Origin of the sequence: Kribbella sp. NPDC050459, assembly GCF_040655315.1 — a bacterium.
Taxonomy (GTDB): Bacteria; Actinomycetota; Actinomycetes; order Propionibacteriales; family Kribbellaceae; genus Kribbella.
The window spans coordinates 211,403-235,274 of the sequence record NZ_JBFAJQ010000012.1; the positions used below are offsets into that span (position 1 = coordinate 211,403).

21 protein-coding genes are annotated in these 23,872 nt (G+C 69.5%); 12 read left to right on the forward strand and 9 right to left on the reverse strand.

Annotation, left to right across the window (positions count from 1 at the left end; translation table 11 throughout):
- Nucleotides 1-17: 17 nt before the first annotated feature.
- The 8 genes from AB0I12_RS32210 to AB0I12_RS32245 all read right to left on the reverse strand — a co-directional run bounded on the left by AB0I12_RS32210 (nucleotide 18) and on the right by AB0I12_RS32245 (nucleotide 8,965).
- Entirely contained in the window at nucleotides 18-1,469 is a 1,452-nt protein-coding gene (locus AB0I12_RS32210; protein WP_359936691.1) for a multicopper oxidase family protein, read from the reverse strand.
- Nucleotides 1,462-1,875 (reverse strand): hypothetical protein, encoded by a 414-nt coding sequence (locus AB0I12_RS32215; RefSeq protein ID WP_359936694.1) that lies wholly within the window; start codon nucleotides 1,873-1,875, stop codon nucleotides 1,462-1,464. The genes AB0I12_RS32210 and AB0I12_RS32215 overlap by 8 nt, the downstream gene beginning before the upstream one ends.
- The gene (locus AB0I12_RS32220; protein ID WP_359936696.1) at nucleotides 1,872-2,372 is read right to left on the reverse strand and encodes a DUF1707 domain-containing protein; all 501 of its coding nucleotides are present in this window, start codon (nucleotides 2,370-2,372) and stop codon (nucleotides 1,872-1,874) included. The genes AB0I12_RS32215 and AB0I12_RS32220 overlap by 4 nt, the downstream gene beginning before the upstream one ends.
- Before the next feature lie 171 nt (nucleotides 2,373-2,543).
- Nucleotides 2,544-3,899 (reverse strand): extracellular solute-binding protein, encoded by a 1,356-nt coding sequence (locus AB0I12_RS32225; protein WP_359936699.1) that lies wholly within the window; start codon nucleotides 3,897-3,899, stop codon nucleotides 2,544-2,546.
- A complete protein-coding gene (locus AB0I12_RS32230) occupies nucleotides 3,899-4,780 on the reverse strand; it encodes a carbohydrate ABC transporter permease (protein ID WP_359936702.1) in 882 nt (293 codons plus the stop codon). Before AB0I12_RS32230 ends, AB0I12_RS32225 begins: the two co-directional genes overlap by 1 nt.
- The gene (locus AB0I12_RS32235; protein ID WP_359936704.1) at nucleotides 4,777-5,721 is read right to left on the reverse strand and encodes a sugar ABC transporter permease; all 945 of its coding nucleotides are present in this window, start codon (nucleotides 5,719-5,721) and stop codon (nucleotides 4,777-4,779) included. The genes AB0I12_RS32230 and AB0I12_RS32235 overlap by 4 nt, the downstream gene beginning before the upstream one ends.
- 64 nt (nucleotides 5,722-5,785) lie before the next feature.
- Nucleotides 5,786-7,906, reverse strand: coding sequence for an alpha-galactosidase (locus AB0I12_RS32240; RefSeq protein ID WP_359936707.1), 2,121 nt, complete (start codon nucleotides 7,904-7,906; stop codon nucleotides 5,786-5,788).
- Between the two features lie 150 nt (nucleotides 7,907-8,056).
- On the reverse strand, nucleotides 8,057-8,965 hold the full coding sequence (locus AB0I12_RS32245) for a nucleotidyltransferase domain-containing protein (RefSeq protein WP_359936710.1): 909 nt from the start codon (nucleotides 8,963-8,965) through the stop codon (nucleotides 8,057-8,059).
- Between the two features lie 67 nt (nucleotides 8,966-9,032).
- On the opposite strand from AB0I12_RS32245, the gene AB0I12_RS32250 reads away from it, so the two are divergent.
- The 3 genes from AB0I12_RS32250 (at nucleotide 9,033) to AB0I12_RS32260 (ending at nucleotide 11,626) form a co-directional block, all read left to right on the forward strand.
- Nucleotides 9,033-9,599 (forward strand): helix-turn-helix domain-containing protein, encoded by a 567-nt coding sequence (locus AB0I12_RS32250; RefSeq protein WP_359936713.1) that lies wholly within the window; start codon nucleotides 9,033-9,035, stop codon nucleotides 9,597-9,599.
- A complete protein-coding gene (locus tag AB0I12_RS32255; RefSeq protein WP_359936715.1) occupies nucleotides 9,596-10,282 on the forward strand; it encodes a hypothetical protein in 687 nt (228 codons plus the stop codon). The genes AB0I12_RS32250 and AB0I12_RS32255 overlap by 4 nt, the downstream gene beginning before the upstream one ends.
- A 165-nt stretch (nucleotides 10,283-10,447) precedes the next feature.
- A complete protein-coding gene (locus AB0I12_RS32260) occupies nucleotides 10,448-11,626 on the forward strand; it encodes a hypothetical protein (RefSeq protein ID WP_359936718.1) in 1,179 nt (392 codons plus the stop codon).
- Between the two features lie 72 nt (nucleotides 11,627-11,698).
- On the opposite strand, the gene AB0I12_RS32265 is transcribed toward AB0I12_RS32260, so the two are convergent.
- Nucleotides 11,699-14,002: a M4 family metallopeptidase gene (locus AB0I12_RS32265; RefSeq protein WP_359936721.1), complete on the reverse strand. Its 2,304-nt coding sequence runs from the start codon at nucleotides 14,000-14,002 to the stop codon at nucleotides 11,699-11,701.
- A gap of 443 nt (nucleotides 14,003-14,445) precedes the next feature.
- On the opposite strand from AB0I12_RS32265, the gene AB0I12_RS32270 reads away from it, so the two are divergent.
- The 9 genes from AB0I12_RS32270 (at nucleotide 14,446) to AB0I12_RS32310 (ending at nucleotide 23,849) form a co-directional block, all read left to right on the forward strand.
- Nucleotides 14,446-16,533, forward strand: a complete 2,088-nt coding sequence (locus tag AB0I12_RS32270) for an FHA domain-containing protein (protein ID WP_359936724.1) — start codon at nucleotides 14,446-14,448, stop codon at nucleotides 16,531-16,533.
- 30 nt (nucleotides 16,534-16,563) lie between these two features.
- Nucleotides 16,564-16,995, forward strand: a complete 432-nt coding sequence (locus AB0I12_RS32275; protein WP_359936727.1) for a MarR family transcriptional regulator — start codon at nucleotides 16,564-16,566, stop codon at nucleotides 16,993-16,995.
- Nucleotides 16,992-18,188, forward strand: coding sequence for an epoxide hydrolase family protein (locus AB0I12_RS32280; RefSeq protein WP_359936730.1), 1,197 nt, complete (start codon nucleotides 16,992-16,994; stop codon nucleotides 18,186-18,188). Before AB0I12_RS32275 ends, AB0I12_RS32280 begins: the two co-directional genes overlap by 4 nt.
- Before the next feature lie 142 nt (nucleotides 18,189-18,330).
- A complete protein-coding gene (locus AB0I12_RS32285) occupies nucleotides 18,331-18,996 on the forward strand; it encodes a response regulator transcription factor (RefSeq protein ID WP_359936733.1) in 666 nt (221 codons plus the stop codon).
- Complete coding sequence (locus AB0I12_RS32290; RefSeq protein ID WP_359936736.1) at nucleotides 18,968-20,047, forward strand: HAMP domain-containing sensor histidine kinase; 1,080 nt, start codon at nucleotides 18,968-18,970, stop codon at nucleotides 20,045-20,047. Before AB0I12_RS32285 ends, AB0I12_RS32290 begins: the two co-directional genes overlap by 29 nt.
- A gap of 277 nt (nucleotides 20,048-20,324) precedes the next feature.
- Nucleotides 20,325-21,650: a right-handed parallel beta-helix repeat-containing protein gene (locus AB0I12_RS32295; RefSeq protein ID WP_359936739.1), complete on the forward strand. Its 1,326-nt coding sequence runs from the start codon at nucleotides 20,325-20,327 to the stop codon at nucleotides 21,648-21,650.
- Between the two features lie 233 nt (nucleotides 21,651-21,883).
- Nucleotides 21,884-22,528 carry a HAMP domain-containing sensor histidine kinase gene (locus AB0I12_RS32300; protein WP_359936742.1) on the forward strand — a complete coding sequence of 215 codons (645 nt, stop codon included), beginning with the start codon at nucleotides 21,884-21,886 and terminating at the stop codon, nucleotides 22,526-22,528.
- Entirely contained in the window at nucleotides 22,525-23,139 is a 615-nt protein-coding gene (locus AB0I12_RS32305; RefSeq protein ID WP_359936745.1) for a response regulator transcription factor, read from the forward strand. Before AB0I12_RS32300 ends, AB0I12_RS32305 begins: the two co-directional genes overlap by 4 nt.
- Nucleotides 23,136-23,849, forward strand: coding sequence for a response regulator transcription factor (locus AB0I12_RS32310; RefSeq protein ID WP_359936748.1), 714 nt, complete (start codon nucleotides 23,136-23,138; stop codon nucleotides 23,847-23,849). Before AB0I12_RS32305 ends, AB0I12_RS32310 begins: the two co-directional genes overlap by 4 nt.
- Nucleotides 23,850-23,872 lie beyond the last annotated feature (23 nt).

A 23,872-nucleotide genomic window follows, 5' to 3' on the forward strand; every position in this document is an offset into this window, starting at 1 on the left:
CGCGACGGCCGGCGGTTTCACTCCGGTTCGTTGTGGGAGTCGCCGCCGACGCGGTACGGCGTGGTCACGCCCTCGTACATCAGGTGGGTCATCAGCCCCTCGGAGGCATGCGGGAGGTTGTGGCAGTGGTCCATCCAGAGGCCGGGGTTGTCGGCGACGAAGGCGATCTCGTACGTCTCCTTGTTGCCGACCTCGAGGGTGTCGACCCACCACGGCGAGCCGGTCGCCGCGACACCGTTGCGGGACAGGACGACGGCGTGGTGCCCGTGCAGGTGCATCGGGTGCGCCTGGCCGCTGGTGTTGGAGATCTTCATCCGGACCACGTCCCCCTCGGCGACCATGAACATCGGTACGTCGGGGAACTTGTGGCCGTTGATCGTCCACCACAACCCCGGCACACCGTCGAGGAACCCGGGCCGGCGCCCGATCCGGTACTCGAAGTTGCGGTCCGCCGCGGCCGGATCGAAACCGATCGGTGCCGCCGTCCCGTAGGTCAGCAGATCAACCGTCTCCGCGGGCAGCTCGCCCTTCGCCGGGTCACCCGGACCGATGCCGAGCGACAACGCCGACGTACCGGCCACGAGCCGCATCCCGCCCGCCGGCACCACCGCCTCCAGATCGACGCGGGCACCGGCCGCCAACGGGAACGCCGCGGTGACCGCTGCCGGGCCGTGGACGTCCCGGCCGTCGACCGCGACCACCTTGTACGGCGTCCCGGTCAGGCCGACCCGCAGGATCGCGTTGTCGGTGTTGATCACCCGCACGCGCGCCGTCGTACCCGGCTTCAGGTCGATGTTCGCGGTCCCGGTGCGGCCGTTGATCGTCCGCTTCCCGTCGTACGTGTGGATCGCGGCCACCACCTCACCGGGCGACGGCGGCGCGATCACGATCGAACCGAACAGCCCGCCCTTCACCTCGTCGCTCGACACCTGGTGCGAGTGGTACCAGTACGTCCCGGCCTGCTCCGCCTTGAACCGGTACACGTGCTTCCCGCCCACCGGTACGGCGTTCTGCGTCACCCCGGCGACCCCGTCCTCGGCGTTCGGCACGTCGATCCCGTGCCAGTGCAGCGTCGCGCCGTCCTTGACGGCCTCGTTCACCAGCGTGACCTGGACGAGGTCGCCGACGCGCGCCCGGATCAGCGGACCCGGAGAGGCGCCGTTCAGGGTGTACCCGTCGACCGTCTCGCCGGACGCCAGCTGGAACTTCTGCTTCCGCGCGACGAGCGTGACGTCCACGTCCGGCGTTCCAGTCTTCGGTCCGGTCAGGTCCGCCACGCTCGTCCCGCCGTGGTGATGCTCGTGGCCTGACGACGGGCCGCCGCCGTAGTCGGCGTACCCCATCTCCGCCGGGTCGTACTCCCCCGGGACCAGGCTGGTCGCCCAGAGGTACCCGAGCGGTACGAGGACCGCCAGGGTGATCCCCAGAGCGAGCAGCCGGCCCCACCGGCGCTTCTTGACGTCAGGCACTGGTCACAGGCTGCTTCGCTACCGCGGCCCGGCGTGCGGCCGCGCTCGCCACACCGGCGATCGCGAGCCCGTTGATGCCGTGCAGCAGGCCGAGCGCCGGCACCCCGAAGGACACCACCGCGAGCAGGAACTGCAGGACCACCAGGCCGACCACGATCCCGGCCAGCACCCGGCCGCGCGGGACGTCGGTCAGGAACGACACGATCAGGAAGGCCAGCGCGAGCAGCGCGATCACCGAACCGGCGATGCTGTGGTAGCTCTGCCCGAAGTTGCTGTAGTCGGCGCCGATCGAGGTGCCGTCGTCGGCGTCCTTCGCGATCGTGAAACCGGCGAGCGCGATCGAGGCGACCTGCAGGACGACCGCGACCGCGATCAGCAGCCCCAGGACGCGGTACACGTTCCTCATGCGCGCCGCTCCGTCCGCCGCTTCCGCACGAACAGCACGGCCCCGACGATCAGCAGCAACGGCAGCACCGGCGGATGCCCACCGCCGACCACGCAGCCGACGGACGCCAGCACGGCGAACACGCCGAGCAGGGCCAGCAACGGGAACGGGATACGCCCTAGAGGCCCACGTGCAGCCCACGGCGGCCTGCTGCTGGATCCAGGACCGCTGGTGTGAGCGGCATCCTCCGGAGCCGTCCACGGCGGCTTGCTCCATCCCCACGGACCGGCCCAGCTCTCAGCCCCCTCGCCGCCGGCAGCCTGGTGGGTCCCGGGCAGGTCGGCGAACAACGCCTCCAGATCCGCGCCGGTTCTGGCACGGAGGGCCTGGTCGACGCGTTCCGAGTGTTCCTCGGCGCTCAGCCGGCCGGCTTCGTAATGCTCGCCCAGACGCTTGACCGCGTCCTCACGCTCACTGTCGCCGATGCGGATCGATCCGCCCGGCCTCTCGTCGCTCATGACACTCCTCGGTGCTCGTGGTCCTTCCAACGGCACCAAGACTGGCTTTCAGGCCCCCTTCACCGCGTCGCCCCAGCGGCGACACCTCCGCTACCCCCGGAGGAGCACGCTGCACCGCAGGACGCAGTACGACGTACTCCCCCGGGCGTAGGACACCCCCAGGGTGAACCCTCAGCTGTTCGCGGACAGGATCTGGTTCACGTCGTCGTTCGCCTTCGCGAGCGACGCCGGTTCGGCCTCGAACGACATCACCGCGTCCATCGCCGGTGTCATCACCGCGGTCACGTCGGCCGCGTTCGGGTTGGCCGGGTACGCGAAGACGTCACCCGCCTCGACCGGTTCCAGGAACGGCGTCACGTCCCACCCGCTCTTCGCGAACGCCGCCTTCGCGGCCGGCATGCTCGCCGCCACCGCCGGGAACACCACCCCCGCCTTCGCGACGATGTCCTGCGCGGTCTGCGAGCCGAGGAACTTCACCCAGGCCCAGGACGCGTCCCGCCGGGTGGTCCCGGCCCAGATCGTGTCCGCGAGGCCGTTCATCATCGACATCCGCTTCCCGACCGGACCGAGCGGCAACCGGGCGAGCTTCGTCTTCACCTGCTTCAGCCCGCCGTACGTGCCGAGCATCCAGGACCCGTTCGGCGTGATCGCGTACTTCCCCGCACCGAACGAGGTCGTCACGTCCACACCGGACTTCGCCTGCGCGTACGTCGGCATGTACCCCTTGGTGATCAGCGAGCGCCACCACCCGATCGTCGCGGTGAACTTCGGGTCGCCGTAGAAGAACTTCGTCCCCCACGGTTCACCCTCGGAGTACTTCCAGCCGTTGCTCGCGGCGTACCAGCTCCAGCTGGTCTGACCGTCACCGCCGCCGGCGTCGCCGTACCCGAGTCCATAGACCTTGACGTTGTCCTTGTCGAAGCCCGGCTGGTCGCCGCGGCGGCCCTTGGAGTCCACCGTCAGCCGGCGGACGATCTGCTCGAACGTGCCGCCGTCCTGCGGGTTCCACGTCATCGAGTTGAGCTGCTCGGTGCTGATCCCGGCCGCCTCGGTGAACGCGCTGTTGTAGAAGTAGACCTCGGTGTCCCAGTCCTTCGGCAGGCCGTACCGCTTGCCGTCGTTGCCGATCCAGCGGTCCGCCAAACCCTTCTCGTAGATGCTCAGATCGACGTTGTCGCGGGACACGTAGTCGTCGATCGGCAGCACCTGCCCCTTGTCCGCGAACAGCGGGTACTTCGACGAGTGCCCGGTGAACACGTCCGGTGCGGTGTCCGAGATGAACCCGGTGACCAGCTTCGACCAGTAGTCGTTCCAGCCGTACTGCTCGATCTTCACCGAGTACTGCGGGTTCTGCTCGTGGAACACCTTCGCGCACTCGGTGTACATCGGCAGCTGGGCGGAGTCCCACAGCCAGTAGATGATTTCGCCGTCGCCCCGGGCCGCCGCCCCGTTGTTGCACGCGGCAACCGACGGTACGGCGAGCGCGGCCAGTCCGGCCTTCAGCAGGGTCCTGCGTGAGAGATTCATCATTTGATCCCCGAGAAGCCGATGGAGTTCGTGATCCGCTTGGCGAACGCCAGGAACAAGATGATCATCGGCAGCGCCGCGATCAGCGTCGCCGCCATCAGGCCCGCCCAGTCCGGGCCGCCCTGCGGCGTCTGGGACCGGAAGACGCCTAGCGCGACCGTCAGCACCCGGACGTTCTCCTGCTGGCCGACCAGCAGCGGCCAGAAGTAGTCGTTCCACGAGTTGATGTAGGTCAGGATCGCCAGCGTCGCGATCGGTGCGCCGCTCATCGGGATGATCAGCCCGAAGAAGATCCGCCGGTGCCCGGCGCCGTCGATCATCGCCGCCTCCTCCAGCTCCCGGTTGATCCCGAGGAAGAACTGCCGGAGGAAGAAGATCGCGAACGGCGTCATGAACGCGCCCGGCAGGATGATGCCGGCGAAGCTGTTCAGCAGCCCGAGGTTCTTGATCAGCACGAAGTTGGGCAGCGTGGTGAAGATCGGCGGCACCATCAGCGCGGCCAGGAACAGCGCGAACACCTTGTCCCGCCCGGGCCAGCGCAGCCGCGCGAACGCGTACGCCGCCATCGCACTGAAGAACACCTGGCACACCGTCGTGATGGTTGCCACCACCAACGAGTTGCGCAGGTACAGCCAGAAGTTGACCGCGGCGCCGGAGCCGCCCTGGGCCTGCGCCTCCTCGATCGTGGACAGCCCGAGCACGCGCTTGAACGCGCCGAGCGTGCTCTCCACCGGCAGCAGCGAACCCGGGTGGCCGGGCAGCTGGGTGTTGTCGGAGAAGGCCGTGCGCAACATCCAGTAGAACGGGAACAGCGTGACGATCAGCAGGATGAACAGCAGCACCCAGGCGACCGTACGGCCGACGCTCATCTGCCGCCTCATGCGAGATCACTCTCCTTGGCGCGCAGCAGCCGCAGCTGCACCAGGGACACGACGGCGAGGATCGCGAACAGCACCAGCGCCATCGCGGACGCGTACCCGAAGTCGAACCGGGTGAACGCCCGCTCGTAGATGTAGTAGTAGATGACCCGGGTCGCGTTGATCGGACCGCCCTGCGTGGTCACGGCGACCGTGTCGAAGATCTGGAACGAGCCGATCATGGTGACCACCAGGACCATCACCAGGACCGGCCGCAGCAGCGGCAGCGTGATCCGCCAGAACGTCTTCCACTCGGTCGACCCGTCCACCTCGGCGGCCTCGTAGACGTACGCCGGGATCGTCTGCAGCCCCGCGAAGACGAGCAGCGCGGTGTACCCCATGTGCCGCCAGACGTTGATTCCGGCGACCGTCGGGATCGCCCAGTGCGAGTCGCCGAAGAACGCCACCGGGTCGATCCCGAGCCAGCTGAGTCCCTGGTTCACGATGCCGACCTGGAAGTCCAGCATCCAGTACCAGACGAGCGCGACGACGACGTTCGCGACCAGGTACGGCGCCAGGATGACCGCGCGGACCGTGATCGACTTGGTCAGCCGGTACATGACCATCGCGATGCCGACCGCGAGCACGGTCTGCACGCCGATGTTGATCACGACGTACTCGACGGTGACCACGAGCGCGTTCCAGAAGAAGCTGTCGTGGAGCATCCGCTCGTAGTTGGCCAGGCCGTTGAACTTCGGCGCCGACAGCAGGCTGTACTCGGTGAAGCTCAGGTACGCGCCGCGCAGCGTCGGCCAGATGTAGAACACGACGAAGCCGAGCGTGGCCGGAGCGAGGAAGATCATCGCGACCTTGAGGTCGCCCAGGCTGCGCCGCCTCCCCGGCGGCGCCGCCTGTTCCCCGTGACTTCGTTTCCTGGTAGGTGGTGCGTTGGTGGTCGCGGTCACGGGGGATCTCCTACTCTGTCTTCTCTGTCCGGCGATCGGGCGGGCTTACCCGATCCCCCTTTGTTCAGAGCACTGTCACGTCCAGCAAGATCGCGCTCTCGGGCCACTGCGCCGGCATCAGCACACCGACCGAGGCGAGGGCGGCGCCGTTCAGTTCCACGCGTCCACCGTCGGCCGACCAGGCCGCGGACCGCGACTCGGGCCCGGGTGTCGCCACCTTGCTGATCCGGTACGTCCGGGCCGGGTCCAGTCCGGGCAGGCGGACCCGCCCGACGGCCGAGGTCACCGACTGCTTCGTCTGGACGACGCTGAACACGGCACGTGCACCGTCCTGCGCGACGACGCCGTGGACCAGCACGTCCTCAGGGCCACGGTCGGCGCGGACCACACGGCCGGAGTGCAGCAACGGCCGCAGCTCCTTGTGCAGCGCGACCCAGCCCTTGAGCTCCGCGCGCTCCTCGGCGGAGGCCGACGCGATGTCCCATTCGATGCCGAAGTGGCCGAACAGCGCGGTGATCGCGCGGAACGACAGCGTCTGGGTCCGGCCGGTGGTGTGCGCCCGCGGCGGGCCGACGTGGCAGCCGATCAGCTCCGGCGGCAGCAGGAGCTGGGTGTAGCGCTGGATGGTCTGCCGCTCGAGCGCGTCGTTGCTGTCACTGCCCCAGATCCGGTCGGTGCGCTCCAGGATGCCGAGGTCGACGCGGGCGCCGCCGGACGAGCAGGACTCGATCTCGAGCCCCGGGTGCCGGCGCTTCAGCTCGTCGATCAGCCGGTACACGGCCAGGGTCTGCTCGTGGATGCCCGCCGTGCCAGTGTGCTGGTTGCCGCCGTCGACGAAGTCGCGGTTGTGGTCCCACTTCAGGTACGCGATGTCGTACTCGGACAGGATGCTGTCCAGCCGCTCGAGGATGTAGTCGCACGCCGCCGGGACGCCGAGGTTCAGGCCCTGCTGGTGGCGTGCGGTCGGCGGCATCCGGTCGCCGGCGGCGAGGATCCAGTCCGGGTGCTCGCGGGCCAGGTCGGAGTCCGGGTTCACCATCTCCGGCTCGACCCAGAGCCCGAACTGCAGGCCGAGGCCGGTCACGTGGTCGACCAGCGGGTGCAGGCCCTTCGGCCAGATCCCCTCGTCGACATACCAGTCGCCGAGCCCGGCGTGGTCGTCGCGCCGGCCGCGGAACCAGCCGTCGTCCAGCACGAACCGCTCGGCGCCGACCTCGGCGGCCGCGTCCGCGAGCGCCTTCAGCTTGTCCAGGTCGAGGTCGAAGTAGACCGCTTCCCAGGTGTTCAGCACGACAGGGCGCTCGGTCGCCGGGTGGTTCGGGCGGGCGCGCAGGTAGTCGTGGAAGCGCTGCGAGACCTGGTCGAGGCCGATGCCGTACGAGCCGTAGATCCACGGGGTGCTGTAGGTGCCGTCCGGTGCGATGCGGCCCTCACCCGGCAGCAGCAGCTCGCCGCCGCCGATCACGCCGTACCCGCTCATGCCGCGCTCGGCGTACGAACGGTGGTTGCCGCTCCAGGCGGTGTGCACGCCCCAGATCTCGCCGGTGCGGAAGCCGAAGCTCTCGGTGCCGGCCAGCAGCAGGAGGGTCGCGTCGGCGCCGGTGCGGCCGCGGCGGTTGTCGCGGATGTGGGCGCCCTGGGTGAACGCGTGCCGCTGCGGGTGCCGCTCGCCGATGTGCCGGCCGGTCATGTCGAGCAGCTCGGTCGCCTCGGTCGGCACCGGCAGCGCCAGGTACAGCCCGTCGACCGTGTACGGCGTCGTGCCGGTGTTCGTCAGGTCGGCCTGTGACCTGACCAGGCCGGAGTCGGTCAGCTCGACGGTCAGCAGCAGTCGCAGACCGGCCTTGGCGTCGGCGGCGCCGACCCGCACGCTGTTGCCCGTCTGCGCGACGCTGGTCAGTTCGAAGCTCGCCGAGAAGTCCTGGCCGTCACGGTGCCCGTTCAGGCCGGGGAGGCCGAACCAGCCGGACGAGTACTCCGGGACGATCGCGATCGGACGGTTCTCGTCCAGGCCGTTGCCGTCCTGGACCGCACCCGCGCCGCGGCGCAGCTCCAGCAGAGCGTTCTCGGTCAGCTCGCCCAGGTCCGCGCCCCAGTGCAGGACGGACGGCAGGCCGGGACCGGAGCAGTCCAGCACCAGGCTGACGCCGCCGGCACGGAGCTGCAGAATCTCGATGTTCGACACTGTTGATTCACTCTGCTTTCTGATTGATTTCAGGACGGAACTATTTACCCCGCCGAGCCGGTTGTCAATGCTTCACGAAGTTAAGTAAATAGCTTAGAGCTGACATCGCTGTCAGGACAGCGGCTTTGGCAACCGCTTCCCCAGCCGCGGTCAGGCGGTGCCGAGACTCCGTCTCCGGACGGACCGCAACCAGCTGTCGACCCGGGCAACGTCGGGCGTCGCCGGGAGGACCGTGTGCTGCAGCGCTTTGTCGAGCTCCTCGTGCAGGGTGAGGCGCCAGCGTTCGACCTCGTCCCAGGGCAGCTCGCCGCGCTTGATCGCGAGCAGGCGTTCGCGGTGCGGGCCGACGTCGACGACGAGGGTTGCCTCGAGCAACAACTCGCGAGCGGACAGCAGCAGCCGGATCAGGTGCATGACGTGCTTCCACTTCGGCCCGCCGTCGCGGCGGAAGTCGGTCTCCAGCTTCTTGAACTGGCTGAGCACGTAGCCCGAATACGTCTGGTAGGCCAGCTGGGACAGGAAGGACCGGCGAAGACTCACGAGTTCCTCGCCCAACGCCGTCTGCCGGACCACGAGCGGAGAATGCAGGACCTCGAGCAGGTTCGGGTTCGACTTCAGCGCGAGCTCGCAGAACCGCTCGACCTCCCAGGAGAACCATTCCGGCTCGGGCCCGTCCACATGGGCCGGCGGTTTCGCGAGCGACCAGAACGCCTCGGTCGGAGCGACGTACACGCCGCGGGTGTCGGTGTCCGAGTCGTCGGTGTCGAGCCCGAAGGCACGCGACCCGACGACCGCGGCATAGATCGTGTGCTCGCGCACCAACCGGTCGCCGTCCGGCTGGTCCAGCTCGATCGCCTCGTCCTGGTACGCCGTCCGCAGACTGAGCTGATCGCGCCGCGCCACCGTGTCCCGCCCGTCGACAAGCCGGACCGTGTAACGGCCGTCGGCAGTGGTCCCGGCGACCCGCCCGGTCGCCCCGCGCTGCGCCGTACCGCCCCGACCATCGGGCGCCGCCACGCGCAGCACCACCTGCGTACCCACCGGCAACTGCGGACCCATACCGGCATCGTTCCATCCGCGCGGTCGATCTATTGACAAATTTTTCTGTCAAGTGGAGATTGAGGGCATGCTGCGGTACGTCGAGGAGCCCGAGAAGGTGCGGCTGGCGCTGTCGCCGATCCGGCGGCGGCTGCTCGACCTGCTGCGCGAGCCGGCGTCGGCGACCCAGCTCGCGGCCGCGCTCGACCTGCCGCGGCAGCGGGTCAACTACCACCTGCGCGAGCTGGAGAAGGCCGGCCTGGTCGAGCTCGTCGAGGAGCGGCGGCGGCGCGGGTTCACTGAGCGGATCCTGCGCGCGTCGGCCTTGGTGATCGACCCGGCCGTGATGGGGCAGGCGTTCACGCAGATCCAGGACCAGTACGCCGCCGAGCACCTGGTCGAGGTCGCCGCCGGCACCGTGCGGGACGTGGCGCGAATGCAGAGCGCCGCCGACGCGGACGGGAAAAGGCTGCTGACGTTCACGCTCGAGGCAGAGGTGCGGTTCGCGGAGCCGGGCGACGTCCACCGGTTCACCGACGCACTGACCGCGGCGATGCAGCGTGTGGTCGAGGAGTTCGACAGCGAGGGCGGGCGGCCGTACCGGTTGATCGCGGGCGGTCATCCCGCGCCCCGCCGTACCGAGGGAGGGACATGAAGATCGTGGTGACGGTGGCCGCGCCGGTGGCGACGGTGTGGGAGGCCCTGCGGAACAAGGACAAGATCCGGCACTGGCACGGCTGGGAGTACGAGGGCGGGCTCGATCAGGAGATCGACCTGATCTACTTCACCCGCGCGGTCGAGGACGGGACCACGCTGCGGCTCGGCAACGGCGACGAGTTCGCCGTCGAGGCCGTCGACGGCGGGTCCCAGGTCACGCTCACCCGCGCGCCGCTGGGTGCGGACCCGGACTGGGACGCGTACTACGACGACGTCACCGAAGGCTGGATCACCTTCCTGCACCAGCTCCGCTTCGCCGTCGAACGCCATCCCGACGACCCCCGGCGCACCCTGTTCTACTCCGGCAACGGCGCCGTGTCCCCGATCGACGAACTGCACATCCCGGCCGGTGACGCCTTCGAGCTCGACCTGATCGGGGAACGGGTGACGTGCGAGGTCTGGTACCGCTCCGCCCACCAGCTCGGCCTCACAGTAGATGCCTGGGGCAACGGGCTGCTGGTGCTCAGCCACATCCCGCCCGGCGACGGCAAGCCGGACGGCGCCACGATGGCGATCCTGTCGCTGTACGGCGACGTGGACCGCGACGCTGTCGACGCCCGCTGGCGCGCCTGGTGGAGCGAGCGCTGGCCGGAGGAGCTGGAGCTCCCGACCGAGCCCTGACCAAGCCCTGACACTGCCGTGACACTGCCGTGACAGCGCGCAAACGTGTCAGCACGCTCGGTCTACCGGACGGTGTTACCGGGAAGTATCTTGCCGACAGTGATCGCACGATCACTGAACTCCGGCGAGAGAGGCCTTCCGGTGAAACCATCCAGAAGTCGTCGAGTGTCAGCCGCAATCCTCCTACTGTCCCTGACCGGGCTCGGCCTGGTCGCTCCCCCGGCGCACGCCGACGGCCCCGGCTCCGGGACGCCGTACGTCGTGACCGTCGGGGACTCCTACATCTCGGGTGAGGCCGGCCGCTGGGCCGGGAGCTCGAACGACTCCGAGACGCCGGCCGACGCGCTCGGTGCGCACGCCTACCACGACAACGCGAGCCACACGGCCGAGGTGATCCCGCGGTGCCACCGCAGCCTGTCGGCGGAGGCGTACATCGGCGGCGGGGTCGGCGGCCTGAACCTGGCCTGCTCGGGTGCGCGCACCACGACCTCGACCGGCGACTACTTCAAGCCGGGCATCGACTTCTACGACGACGGCGCCGGCCACCAGGGCCAGGCGAAGATGCTGCAGGTCTTCGCGGCGACCCACAACGTGCGGCAGGTCGTCGTCTCGATCGGCGGCAACGACTTCAACTTCGCGTCGATCGTCACCCAGTGCGTGCAGGACTTCCTGCTTTCCCCGTCCTGGAACCCCGACTACTGCCGCGATGACTCGTCGGTGGTCGCGAACTTCACCTCCGCCAACATCACGACGGTCCGCGGCAAGATCGCGACGGCGTTCCAGAACGTCCGGACGGCGATGCGCAACGCGGGGTACGGCGACAGCGCGTGGAGCCTCGTAGTCCAGACGTACCCGTCGCCGATCCCGGCGTCCAGCGGCTTCCGCTACGGGCAGTCGGGCTACACCCGGCAGAGCGTCGGCGGCTGCGGCTTCTGGAACGCGGACGCCGACTGGGCCAACGCCACCGCCCTCGTCACGATCAACAACACGGTCCGCGCCGCGATCGGCCAATCCGGCCTCGGCAACGCCCGCCTGCTCGAGCTGCAGTCCGCGTTCAACGGCCGCCGGCTCTGCGAGAAGACCGTCGGCCTGTACGAGGAGGTCGGCCTCAGCTCGTGGACCCAGCCGACCGCGGTCGACAAGACCGAATGGATCAACCAGATCCGCACCGTGACGACCGTCGGCTCGAACTACTACATCCAGGAGTCCCTGCACCCGAACTACTGGGCCCAACTGGCGCTGCGCTCTTGTGTCCGCCAGGCCTACAACCAGAACCGCGGCGGCACCTGCACCATCTCCGGCACCGGCCTCGTCAACGGCGAACCCCGGATGACGCTCAACTGATCGACAGCGAGACAGACACGAAGCGGCCGCCGCACCCCTCGCCCGGGTACGGCGGCCGTTTCAGCTGTTAGGTCAGCTCAGGTTGAGACCCGTGTCGTCGATGACGAACGAGGTCTGCAGGGAGCTGTCCTCGGTGCCCGTGAAGCTGATGGTCACCGTCTGACCCGCGAACGACGAGACGTTGAACGACTTGAGCGAGTAACCGCTCGCCTTGTTCAGGTTCGAGTACGTCGCCAGCGTGGTCGAGCCCGCCTTGACCGTGAGCTTGTCGTACTGCGTGGTCGTGGTGGTCTCGGCGGAGTCGATGTGCAGGTAGAACGACAGCGTCGCGCTGCACCCGGCCGGGATCGCCACCGACTGGCTCAGCGTGTCGGTGTGGGTCGTGCCGTAACCGTCCAGCCACGCCTTCCAGGTGCCGCTGCGGGCCGGCTGGGAGGCGGTGTTGTCAATCACACCCGCCGACGCCGACCACGGCGCCGCCGTACCGGTCTCGAAGCCCGGGTTGCCGAGCTTCTGGCCGGAGCAGCCACCGGTGCCGCCGATCGTGAAGGTGAACGAGGTGTTGCCGGATCCGCCTGCGCTCGCGGTCGCTGTCACGGTGACGTTGAACGTTCCGCTCGCGGTCGGCGTCCCCGACACGGTGCCGGTGGACGAACCGATCGTGATACCGGCCGGGAGACCGGTCGCGGACCAGGTGTACGGCGCGGTGCCGCCGGACGCGGTCATCGTGAACGACGCGATCGCGGTACCGACCGTGCCGGACTTGTTGCCCGGGTTCGTGACCGTGACGCCGCCGGAGGTGGAGCAGGTCGGGTCACCCGTCTGCGCCGGCACGCTGACCGCGTCCCAGGCCGCCTTCACGGTGTTGAACTCGGCGCAGCTGCCCGGGTACAGGTTCTTGGCCGCGGTCAGCGTCCAGGTCCGGTACTTGAGGTACGAGCTGCTGCTGGTCTTCATCAGCATCGCGTTGTACATGATCCGGATGGCCTTCTGGATGCCGATGCCGGTCACGGTCGAGCTGTTGCAGGTCGGGCTCGTCGGGGAGCCGTTGCTGCCCTGCGAGAGCAGGTAGAACCAGTGGTTGCCCGGACCGGCCGCCGCGTGCACCTCGGTGCCCGGGATCGAGCTCGAGTAGCAGTTCGGGTCGCCGAGCGCGGACGGGTTGTACATGTTGCGGATCGGGCCCTGGCCGACCAGGTTGACCTCTTCACCGACCAGGAAGTCCGGCGGGTCGTACGACGCCCCCTGGTTGCTGTAGTACTCGGTCGCCGCGCCGAACGTGTCCGCGACGAACTCCTGCGTCCCGCTGCCGGAGATCCCGCCCGGCGTGTGGTCGTCGATGCCGTGACCCATCTCGTGCGCCACGACGTCGAGCGAACCGATCCAGCCGCCGGCGGTGTTCTTGCCGATCTGGACCTGCGTGCCGTCGTAGTACGCGTTCTGGTCGTTCAGCCCGACCCGGATCGGCCAGGCGCCGCCGCTACCGTCCATACCGTTGCGGCCGAGCCAGTCGGTCAGCATCTTCTTCTCGGTCTGGGCGGCGAACAGCGCGTCGACGCAGCCGGTCTCCTTGTTGGTCGCCGTACCGTTGCCCCAGTTGTCGTCCGGGCCCGAGAACGTGGTGTTGTTCGCGGCGTCCTGGCACGACAGGTTCGTGGTGTTGGGGTCCTTCATCGAGTACGTGCTGCCGGACAGGGTGGTGTCCAGGTGCAACGGGTTCGGGCCGCTGTAGACCGCCGTACCGTTGCCGGCCATCACGTGTTCCTTGGTACCGAGCACCTTGCCGCTCTGCGCGTCGACGTACACCGACAGGCTCGACGGCTCGTGGCCGTTGCTGCCCGTGACCCGGGACTGCCAGGCGAGCTTCGGCGTACCGTTCAGGGCGTAGACCGCGAGCGTCGGCGTGGTCGACTCCTTGACCTGCTTCAGCTGCTTGTTCGCGGTCTGCTTCGCGGCCGCGGAGGTCACCTTCGCGGTCGTGGACAGCTCCGGTACGGCGGTGGTCTGCGCGACCGAGGTGTACTTCACGGCGCCCTTCGCGTCGGTGACCACGACGAAGTCACCACCGACGACCGGGAGGCCCTTGTACGAACGCTCGTACGGGACGTACTGCAGACCGCTCTGCTCCGAGATCACCGGCTTCGCGACGAACTTGTCGTCCTTCGAGGCGTGCAGGGCGCTAGGACGCCCGGCCACCAGCGACGACGCGGAGCCGGCCGCGAACGCCTTGGACTCCGCCTGGGTCGGCCGTGGCGGGGGTGCCGCACTCGGGGCCGCGCCGGCGGCCGATGAGCCGAGCCCGGCGAGTGCCGCCGCCGCGAGGCCGGTCAGCCCCAGGACGACAGCAGGTTTGCGGAAACGCTGGAACAAGACCATGGATGTGGTCCCTTCACGATGCGGTGCTGGGCGGGTTGCGCCTCGCCGGACTGCAGTCGGTGCACCACTCCGGCTGGAACCTCCGGCCTACCCATCGACCCGGGCCGGCGGAGGACCCCTGTCCATCCAGCCCCGATGGATCGCGCGGGGGGACACTATGTCCGCCACCGCGGCCGGGCAAGGCGCTGTCGTGCCGTTGGCACCCCGATGACAACTGACCGCGTTGTCATGGCTACCAAGCGCTGACAAACCCGCCCGAATCTGAGAATCATCACGGCCGGCCCGGATCGGTGAGCGGCTTGTCGCGGAGGGTGGTCGGGTGGGACTGCCGGTGGTCCGGGGCGGGTGTGAATGGCAGAATCGCGCCGACGGAATGGCTGCCACGGGTGCGACGCGCCGGCGGCGGGACCGATCGCGATCAGACGACGCCGGCTGGGGTGTGAGTGGAAACCGAATTCGTGCTGTCGCTCGGAGAGCAGCAGTGGACGCTGCCGGCCGGGACCGACACGATCACCATCGGCCGCGCCTCGAACGCCGACATCCGGCTGCAGGCCGACGACCAGATCTCCCGCATCCACGCCCGCCTCGACCGCGACGGCAGCACCTGGACCCTGTACGACGAGTCCCGCAACGGCACCGGCCTGAACGGCCGCCGCCTCACCGGCCCGACGCCGCTCACCACCGGCGACAAGATCCACATCGGCCGCTCGGTCCTGACCTTCACGAAGTCCAGCACCCCCTCCCCCCGCACCGACCCCACCCCACCGCCGTCCTCGGCAGCTGTGCCACCGGCCGCGTCCGCCGCAGAGCCCTCGGAACCACCGCCTTCGACGCCGCTGGATCCTGCGCCGCCGTCTTCGGCCTGGATGCCAGCTGCGGCGTCCGCCGAAGAAGCCGCTCCCGCGGAACCGCCGTCTTCCGCATCGCCGGCCGCTGCACCGCCGTCCTCGGCACCTGTGCCACCGGCCGCGTCCGCCGCACCGCCGTCAGCCGCCGGCAGCTGGCTCGAGGCAGAGCCGCCCTCGCCCGACGAGTACGGCGCCCCCACGCCGCCGCCCCCTCCCCCCGCGGCCGGTTCGTCCGACCGGGCCAACCACGCCCCGGCCGGTTACCCACCGGCCGACTACGGACCGGCCGACCAATCCCCCGTCGACCATGCACCGGCCGATCACGCACCGGCCGACTACGCACCGGCTGCCGAGCCGCGCGTCGACCGGTCGCGCGGAGAGGGCAGCCCCTTCGCCCCGACACAGCAGGCACCCGACGGCAACCCGTTCGCACAGCAGCGGACGGACGACGCGGAGGAGTACGGAGCCGACGGCAATCCGTTCGCGCGCGAGCGCGTGGACGACGCGGAGGAGTACGGCGCCGCGGGTGTGGTTCCTGGGTTCGAGCGGTCGGGTGACGGCGGGACGTGGGCGGCGTACCCGTCGGCCGACAGCGCGGAACCGGTCCGGTCCCCCTGGGAGGTTTCCGGCCAGATCGACCACGCCGAGCCGAACTGGAACGAGTCGGCCAGCTGGCCCGACCCGACGCCGGCCGCGCCCGACCGCCGGGCCACGCCCGACGCACGAACCGGCCCGGACCCACGAACCGGCAGGGAACAGCGAACCGGCGCGGACCAGCGAACCGGCACGGACCAGCAGACGGGCGCAGACCGCCGGAAAGGCGCCGACCGGCGTGGCGCGTCGCGGGACCGCCGCGCAGCGGGAGCTGACCGCCGCTCGACCACCCCACGACCCGGCACCGAAGGCTACGACGGCTACGGCACGGAACAGCCAAGCAGGCGCTCATCCGAGCAAACAGCTCGCGCGCAGCGGCTGCCCGCCGCGGATCGCAGTACGGACGACGACGCGGTCGGGACCGTACGCCTGACACGGCTGCTCATCGCCGCCGGCGGCGTGATCCTGCTCGGCATCATCGTGAACCTCATCGTCACGTTCCTCGCCGACGGCCCCGACGGAGCACTCCGCTGGCTCGTACCGCCCGGCATCGCGCTCGTCGTCGCGATGGTCCTCGCACTGCTCGACGCAGCCACACCGACGACCCGCCGCCGAGGCCGCCTGGACGTGTCGGTGCTCGTCGCGATCGCGGTGGTGCTCGCCGGCGTCGGTGTCGGCGGGTTCGCGCTGACGGCCGGCGCGGAGTACGTCGGCGGCTACCTGACCGGCAACGAGTCCGGCGAGGACCGGCTGATCAAACCGGTCGCGAAGGCGGGCTCCGGCATCACGATGACGGTCGAGAACGTCACGTACACGAGCCATTTCACCCGCGTCGAGGTCAAGCTGACCAGCACCGCCAAGGAGGCGGTCAAGATCCCGATCGACGGGACGACGTTCACCGCCGCCGACGGCACCGTCCTGCGCGCCGACCCCGGCAAGAGCTCGTGGCCGAGCCGGATCGCGGCCGGCGGCACGGAGCACGGCACGATCACGTTCAAGGGCCACCTCCCGGACAGCGCCGACGCGGCCGTCCTCACCTTCAAGTCCGGCAGCACCACGTTCGCCGTCCCGGTGGCCCTCAGCCACTGAAGTACATCGATTTTTGATATAGTCGCGTCCGTGCCCGACCTGGACGTCGACCGGCTGACCACGGTCATCGAGGACTTCAACACGATCTTCATCCGCCTGCCGTCGGTGCGACGGCTGAACTTCTCGGCCCTGTCCGTGCTGCACACCCTCGGCCGGCGCGGACCGCTGCGACTCACCGACCTGCTGACCACGGAGCAGCTGAAGCAGCCCGCGCTGACCAGCCTGGTCGCGAAACTCGAGCAGGACGGGCTCCTGCAGCGCCGGCCCGATCCCGCCGACGGCCGCGCCAGCCTGCTGTCCCTGACCCGCACCGGCCGGGAGCTCGTCCGGTCCCGGCATGCGAACCGGGTCGAGAAGCTGGCCGCCCTGGTCGCGCGGCTCACCCCCGACGAGCGCGCGGTCCTCGCGGGCTCGATCGACGTACTGCACCGCCTGACCGACCTCGCGGAGGACACCGCATGACTCCCACCCCGATCGCCGTACCCGACGACGTCCTCGACGACCTCCGCCGCCGCCTGCGCGCGACGAAGTGGCCACGTGACGCGGGGAACGACGACGGTTTCTACGGCGTCCGCCGGACCCGCCTGCAACCGCTCGTCGAGTACTGGGCGGACGGTTTCGACTGGCGCGCGGCCGAGCGGAACATCAACGCGTACGAGCATTACCGCGTCGATGTCGGCGACGTGCCGGTGCACTTCCTGCGCCGGCCGGGCGTCGGCCCGCGGCCGGTCCCGCTGATCCTGAGCCACGGCTGGCCGTGGACGTTCTGGCACTGGTCGAAGGTGATCGACCCGCTCGCCGACCCCGCGTCGTACGGCGGTGACCCGGCCGACGCGTTCGACGTGATCGTCCCGTCGCTGCCCGGGTTCGGCTTCTCGACGCCGACCCGCCCGGACATGAACTTCTGGAAGATCGCCGACGTCTGGCACGAACTCATGACGGGCGTCCTCGGCTTCGGAAAGTACGCCGCGGCGGGCTGCGACGTCGGCGCGCTGGTGACCGGGCAACTCGGGCACAAGTACGCCGACGAGCTGTACGGGATCCACATCGGATCGGCGCTGAAACTCGACTTCTTCAACGGCGACCGCGGGTGGGACCTGAGCGGCGGCCGGCCGATCCCGGAGGGGCTGCCGCCGGAGATCCACGCCGGGATCGTCCGGTTCGAGCGCCGCTTCGCCGCGCATCTCGCGGCGCACGTGCTGCACCCGACCACGCTCGGATTCGGCCTCGCGGACTCCCCCGCCGGGATGCTGGCGTGGATCATGGAGCGCTGGCTGAGCTGGTCCGAGGGGGACGCCGCGTTCACCGACGACGACCTGCTCACGCACGCGACGATCTTCTGGGCCGGGGACGCGATCGACACCTCGATCCGCACCTACGCGAACAACAACCGCTACCCGTGGACGCCGTCCCACAACCGGACGCCGGTGGTCGAGGCCCCGACCGGCATCACCTTCGTCGGCTACGAGAACCCGCCCGGCGTCAGCACACCCGAGCAGCGCGTGCAGAACTTCCTCGCAAGCGACCGGGCCGCCTGGTACAACCACACGAACGTCACCGCCCACCCCAACGGCGGCCACTTCATCCCGTGGGAGGCCCCCACGGAATGGACCGACGACCTACGCCGCACCTTCGCTCAGGTACGCCGGAAGTAGTTCAGGAACGTCAGGAACCCAGGCAAACATTTGCTTAACGGAAGGTGAACACGAAAGCGCCACAAGGGGGTTCCATAGGCGGCACGAAAAACCGAGAATGGGCCCCCAAGGGCTACAGGTCATCATCCTGAGGGGGGCACGGATGACCAAGATTCTGGTGATCGACGACGAGCCGGACCTGATCCGGTTCGTCCGGCGGGCGCTCGAGGCCGAGGGCTACCAGGTGCTGGGGTCGGCGGACGGGCTGGGGGGCCTGCGGCTGGCGCTCGAGCACCGGCCGGCGTTGATCGTGCTCGACCTGCTGATGCCGCGGATGCACGGCGAGGCGGTGCTGTCGGCCTTACTGGCGCAGGATCCCGCGTTCCGGATCCTGGTGCTGTCCGCCACGGCGGACATCCAGCTGCGGATCAGCTGCCTGGAGCAGGGCGCGGTCGACTTCCTGGCGAAACCGTTCGCGATCCGCGAGCTGGTCGCCCGGGTCCGTGGCCGGCTCGGCGAGGACGCGAGCAACCGGCGCAAGAACCGGCTCCGCGTCGGTGACATGGTGCTCGACCTGGAGGCCCGGCAGTTGCTGATCGACGGCCGGCCGACGGTGCTACCGAAACGCGAGTTCCTGCTGCTGCGGCACCTGATGCGCAATCCCGATGTCGTCTGCTCCCGGCAGGAACTGCTGTCGGAGGTCTGGGGCTACGACTTCGACCCGTCCACCAACGTGGTGGACGTCTGCGTCGGCCGGCTGCGCTCGAAGATCCGGCCCGACCTCATCGTGACGGTGCGCAATGTGGGCTATCAGCTCCAGAGCGCCTGACCTGGCGGTGCCGCGGGCCGTCCGGCGCCCGTCGCGGCGGATCAGCCTGCTGATCGACATCGCGGTGGCCGTCGTCGTCGTCGGCATGCTCGGGCTGATGATCATCGAGCCCAGCCTCGAGGCGGGCCCGTTCCACATCATGTTCCTCGCGGTGGCGATCGCCTACGGCTACCGGATCTGGCCGCCGCTCCCGACCGTGGCCGCGACCACCGCGTTCACTCTGCTGGCCGGCTGGCTGATGGTCAGGCAGGCTGCCGAGGGCCACTTGCCGAAAGCCGAGCTCGCCGAGATCCCGTTGATGCCGATGGTGCTGCTGGTGATGATCTGGCACGTCCGGCGCCGGGTCGCGGCGATCGAGGAGATGCAGCTGATGGCAGGCCGGCAACTCGAGGCGGCCCAGCGGGAACGCGAGTTCGTCCGGGACACGTCCCATGCGATCCGGACCCCGGTGACGATCGCGCGCGGCCATCTGGAGCTGGTGGCCGCACAGGACCTGGACGTGGAGGTGCGGTCGGACCTGTCGGTCGCGATGCTGCAGCTCGAACGCATGACCGCGCTGTCGAACCGGCTGCTGGCCGTCGCCCGGCTCGACTCCGGTGGCGCACTGTCCGAACAGCCGACCAACCTGAGCAGCCTGGTCCGGGAGCTGGCCTCGAACTGGTCGGCCCAGGAGGACCGCGACTGGCAGGTCGATTGCGAACCGACCGGCTGGATTCCGGCCGACCCGGAGTGGATCGAACTGGCCCTGGACGCCCTGATCGAGAACGCGCTGAACTTCACGCCGGTGGGCGGCGAGATCAGCCTGGGCTGCCGGCGATCCGCCGACCGCTGCGTCGTCGAAGTGGCCGACTCCGGCCCCGGGATCGAGCCGGAGGACCTGCCGCACGTGTTCGAACGGTTCTGGCACCGGCCGCCGCCGAACGGCCGGACGGGCACCGGTCTCGGGCTCGCAATGGCACGGTCCGCCGCGGTCGCGCACGGTGGCCGGCTGTCGGCGCGGAACGGCCCGAACGGCGGCGCGCTCTTCGAGCTGGAGCTGCCGGCCAACTGACCAGTCGATGACGGCCACGTCATCTTTGTTGCCACGCCCGGGCGTCCGGTCCCACCCTGCTGGGGGGAACCCGCTGCGTACGCCCGCCGAACCCCGGACGCACCCCACATGCTCCGGGCGCCGCGCCGGTCCCGGTCCACGACACCCCCCTCGTCGTGACCGGAATTCCTGACCGGCCCGGTCACGAGGCGTACGCAGCCGTTCTCCTGCCGTCGGCACGATCAACTACGCCGAACGGGCGATGCGGACCGGCACCAACCGGCCGCAGTCTGTGGTTATGAAGCTTGGTGTCCGGTTGGCCGGCGTGCTCCTGGTGTCGGGAGCCGCACTCGCGTGTCCACTCGTCGCGCGCGCCGCGACGACGACTCTGTACGTCGACCGGACCGTGGCCGGTTGCTCCGACGCCGGCCCGGGTACGTCGACCACGCCGTACTGCACCGTCACCAAGGGGGTAGCGAAACTCGCCGCCGGGTTCACGCTGTACATCGGTGACGGGACTTACAGCGAAACGATCAAACCCGTCGTCTCAGGGACGGCGGACGCGCCGATCACGATCACCGCCTGGCCGGGGCGGCACCCGGTCCTCACACCTACGAGCTTCGGCGCGAACATCTCCTCGCGCGCCTACCTCACCCTGTCGGGTCTCACCTTCACCGGGACCAAGTACGACGGCGTGTACGTGACCGGCAGCCACGACATCACGGTCAGCGGCAACACGGTCACCGGCGCCGGGCAGCCGGTCTCCGGCCAGACGGCGTACGGGATCAGCATCCGCTCGTCCAGCTCGTCGGTTGTCAGCGGCAACGACGTGAACCACAACAACGGCAGCGGAATCCTGCTCACGTCAGGGTCGACCGGGATCCTGGTCAGCGGCAACGCCGCCAGTTTCAACGCCGAGGGGTACCGCCGGAACGCCAACGGGATCAACGTGATCAGCGCCGGCAACACCGTGCTGCGCAACGTCACGCACGACAACGAGGACTCCGGCATCCAGTTCTACACCGGCGGCAACGACAACCTGGCGGCGCTGAACGTCACGTACAACAACGGCGACCACGGCATTGACGACCTGAACGTCACCGGTGGCCGGCTGATCGGCAACACCGTGTACCGCAACTGCACGACCGGCATCAACGTCGAGGGCACCTCCGGCAACTATGTGGTCTCGAACAACGTCGCGGTCGACAACGCGGTGTACCCGGCGTACAACGGCATCGCCTGTACGCGGCGGGCCGGGAACATCGGCATCTGGGACTCGGCGCCCGCATCCACGACCGTGGACCACAACCTGGTCTGGCTGACGACGAGCGGGAAGATGTACGCCTTCGGTACGACGTACACTTCGCTGGCGGCCATGCAGGCGGCCACCCACCAGGAGTCACACGGGGTACAGGCCGATCCTCGCTTCGTGTCGGCCGGCTCGTGGAACCTGCACATCGGGGCCGGGTCCGCGGCGATCGACCGCGGCGACTCGGGCGTGTCCGGTGCCCAGTCCACCGACATCCAAGGGCTGGCCAGGGTCGACGATCCGGCGACCGCCAACACCTTCGCGGAGGGGCCGCGGCGCTACGACGACCTCGGCGCCTACGAGTACCAGCCCTGACCTCGGGCCGAAACATGACGTGAAGATGACCGAATCATGACGTCTGCCGCCTGCCCCTGCCTCTTCACCTGGTGACGGCCTGTACTGGTCCCTTAAGACCGGGACGCGTGCCGTGGGGGGCCACAGCGGAGAGGCCAGGACGGAAGGAATGACCGTCCGTTGTCGTCGAGGGCTCGGTGCGTGTGGCCGCGGTGGGCGGCCGGCTCGGTCGGGGGACCTGAGGGGGGTCATCGATGAGCGCTGCCGACCCGTCGCCGGCCAGGGGTGGATTTGCCGGCGACCCGGAGCACCTGCTGCGCCTGTGCCACGATCTGCGGCAGTACGTCGCCGCAGGTCTGTGTCTGTCCGAACCGACGGCCGAGCTCGACGCGGTACCGGCGCGGCTGGCACTGATCCGTCAGCAGTTCGACGCGATCGCCGAACTCCTGGACGTCGAGCAGGTGCCCGCGCGGCGGATCGGCGGGGTCAACCTGACCCAGCTGGCCGGTGAGTGCGCCGACGTGGTTCGGCTGACGTACCGCGCGCCGGTGATCTTCGACCGCGTCGCGCGGGTCGTGGTCGCCGGGGACCAGGCACTGCTGCGGCGTGCCATCGGCAACCTGCTCGACAACGCCTGTCGCGCGGCCGGCGGCACCGGGCACGTCCACGTTCGCGTCGGTGCCGACGAGTCGGCCGATGGGGAGGCGTACGTCGAGGTGTCCGACGACGGCCCGGGCTTCGGTGACGTCGCCGCCGGAACAGGCCACGGCCTGCGGGTGGTGGCGGCAGCGGCGCGCGCTTTCGACGGCCGGCTGGAGATCAGCAGCGTGCCCGGTCGTGGAACCACCGTCCGGCTCTGTCTGCCCCGTGGGGGCCACCCGCCGGTGAGGTCGGCATGAGGCTCGCGATCTGTGAGGAGAACTGGCTGTTCGCCTCGGTCGTCGCCGCCGCATTCGAACTGCAGGGCCACGAGGTCGTCACGACCACCGACGATCCGCGCCAGTTGTTCGACGGCACCGGCCGCCGTCCGGACCTGTACGTCCTGGACAGCTCTGCCGTGACCGAACTACCGCACCGCGGTGACCGGACGCCGTACGTGGTACTGCTCACCGATCCGCAGGACGAACAGGCGTGGGACGCCTTCGACACCGGGACGGCCGACGGCGTGGTCAGCAAGACCTGCAGTCTGCGAACGTTGCTCGAGGCCACCGAATCGGTTGCCAACGGCCACCACATTGCGGCCGGGCGGCCGGCCGCGGACCGGCGCAAGCAACAGCCGGTGGTCGACGCCCTGACCGCCCGGGAGCTGGAGGTACTGCACCTGGTCGTCCAGGGCTACAACACCGAACAGATGGCCCGCATCCTCGGCGTCAGCAGGCACACCATCCGCACCCACGTCCAGCAGGTACTGCGCAAGCTCGGCGTGCACGGCCGCGGCAAGCTCGCCCGCGCGGCCGCCGACGCCGGGCTGGTCGACGTGCAGGAGCTGATCGAGGGCGGCCGCCGGTGAGGGAATCGTCCGGGGTGGCGATCCTGCTGGTCGACGACCATCGCGTCTTCGCCGAAGCACTGGCGGGCCTGCTCGCGACCGAACCCGGCATCGGCCACGTCGGCACCGCCTCGAACCTGACCGCCGCACGAAAGCTGCTCGGTTCCGGCCGGCCCGATGTGATCCTGCTCGACCTGTCGCTGGCCGAGGAGTCCGGCTCCGACCTGCTGGCCGAAGTGATGGCCGAACCCGACCCGCCGGCCGTGATCATGCTGTCCGGCAGTACCGACCCGCGGTTGATCGTGCAGGCCATCGACGCAGGTGCTCGAGGCTGGCTGGCGAAGACCACCCGGCTGCCCGCCCTGGTTGCGGCGATCTGGCAGGTCCTCGACGGCCATCTGTACCTCGCGCCCGCGACGCTCGGACCGGTGCTCAGCCATCTCCTGGGCGATCTGCGCCGGCAGCGCGCGGCCGCCGGCTTCGTGGATCGGCTGACACCTCGCGAGCTCGATGTCCTGCGCTGCCTGGTCTCCGGGATGACCAGGGCCGAGGCGGCCGACCACCTGTTCCTGTCCACGAACACGGTCCGGACCCACATCCAGAGCCTGCTCCGCCGGTCGGAGCAGCACTCGGCGCTCGCACTGGTCGCCTTTGCCCGTTCACACGGTGTGACGGGGATCGACGAGAACGACGGGTCCGTAATGACCACCGGGCGCGGATCATCCTCTTGACGTAGAGGTTCTCGTCTCGCAGG

Bases quoted from the DNA above. Each gene is read 5' to 3' on its own strand.
- AB0I12_RS32215 (WP_359936694.1), bottom strand. From the start codon at position 1,875: ATGAGGAACGTGTACCGCGTCCTGGGGCTGCTGATCGCGGTCGCGGTC.
- AB0I12_RS32290 (WP_359936736.1), top strand. From the start codon at position 18,968: ATGTGGGCTATCAGCTCCAGAGCGCCTGACCTGGCGGTGCCGCGGGCC.
- AB0I12_RS32285 (WP_359936733.1), top strand. From the start codon at position 18,331: ATGACCAAGATTCTGGTGATCGACGACGAGCCGGACCTGATCCGGTTC.
- AB0I12_RS32265 (WP_359936721.1), bottom strand. From the start codon at position 14,002: ATGGTCTTGTTCCAGCGTTTCCGCAAACCTGCTGTCGTCCTGGGGCTG.
- AB0I12_RS32230 (WP_359936702.1), bottom strand. From the start codon at position 4,780: ATGAGGCGGCAGATGAGCGTCGGCCGTACGGTCGCCTGGGTGCTGCTG.
- AB0I12_RS32225 (WP_359936699.1), bottom strand. From the start codon at position 3,899: ATGAATCTCTCACGCAGGACCCTGCTGAAGGCCGGACTGGCCGCGCTC.
- AB0I12_RS32305 (WP_359936745.1), top strand. From the start codon at position 22,525: ATGAGGCTCGCGATCTGTGAGGAGAACTGGCTGTTCGCCTCGGTCGTC.
- AB0I12_RS32250 (WP_359936713.1), top strand. From the start codon at position 9,033: ATGCTGCGGTACGTCGAGGAGCCCGAGAAGGTGCGGCTGGCGCTGTCG.
- AB0I12_RS32220 (WP_359936696.1), bottom strand. From the start codon at position 2,372: ATGAGCGACGAGAGGCCGGGCGGATCGATCCGCATCGGCGACAGTGAG.
- AB0I12_RS32295 (WP_359936739.1), top strand. From the start codon at position 20,325: ATGAAGCTTGGTGTCCGGTTGGCCGGCGTGCTCCTGGTGTCGGGAGCC.
- AB0I12_RS32300 (WP_359936742.1), top strand. From the start codon at position 21,884: ATGAGCGCTGCCGACCCGTCGCCGGCCAGGGGTGGATTTGCCGGCGAC.
- AB0I12_RS32245 (WP_359936710.1), bottom strand. From the start codon at position 8,965: ATGGGTCCGCAGTTGCCGGTGGGTACGCAGGTGGTGCTGCGCGTGGCG.
- AB0I12_RS32255 (WP_359936715.1), top strand. From the start codon at position 9,596: ATGAAGATCGTGGTGACGGTGGCCGCGCCGGTGGCGACGGTGTGGGAG.
- AB0I12_RS32280 (WP_359936730.1), top strand. From the start codon at position 16,992: ATGACTCCCACCCCGATCGCCGTACCCGACGACGTCCTCGACGACCTC.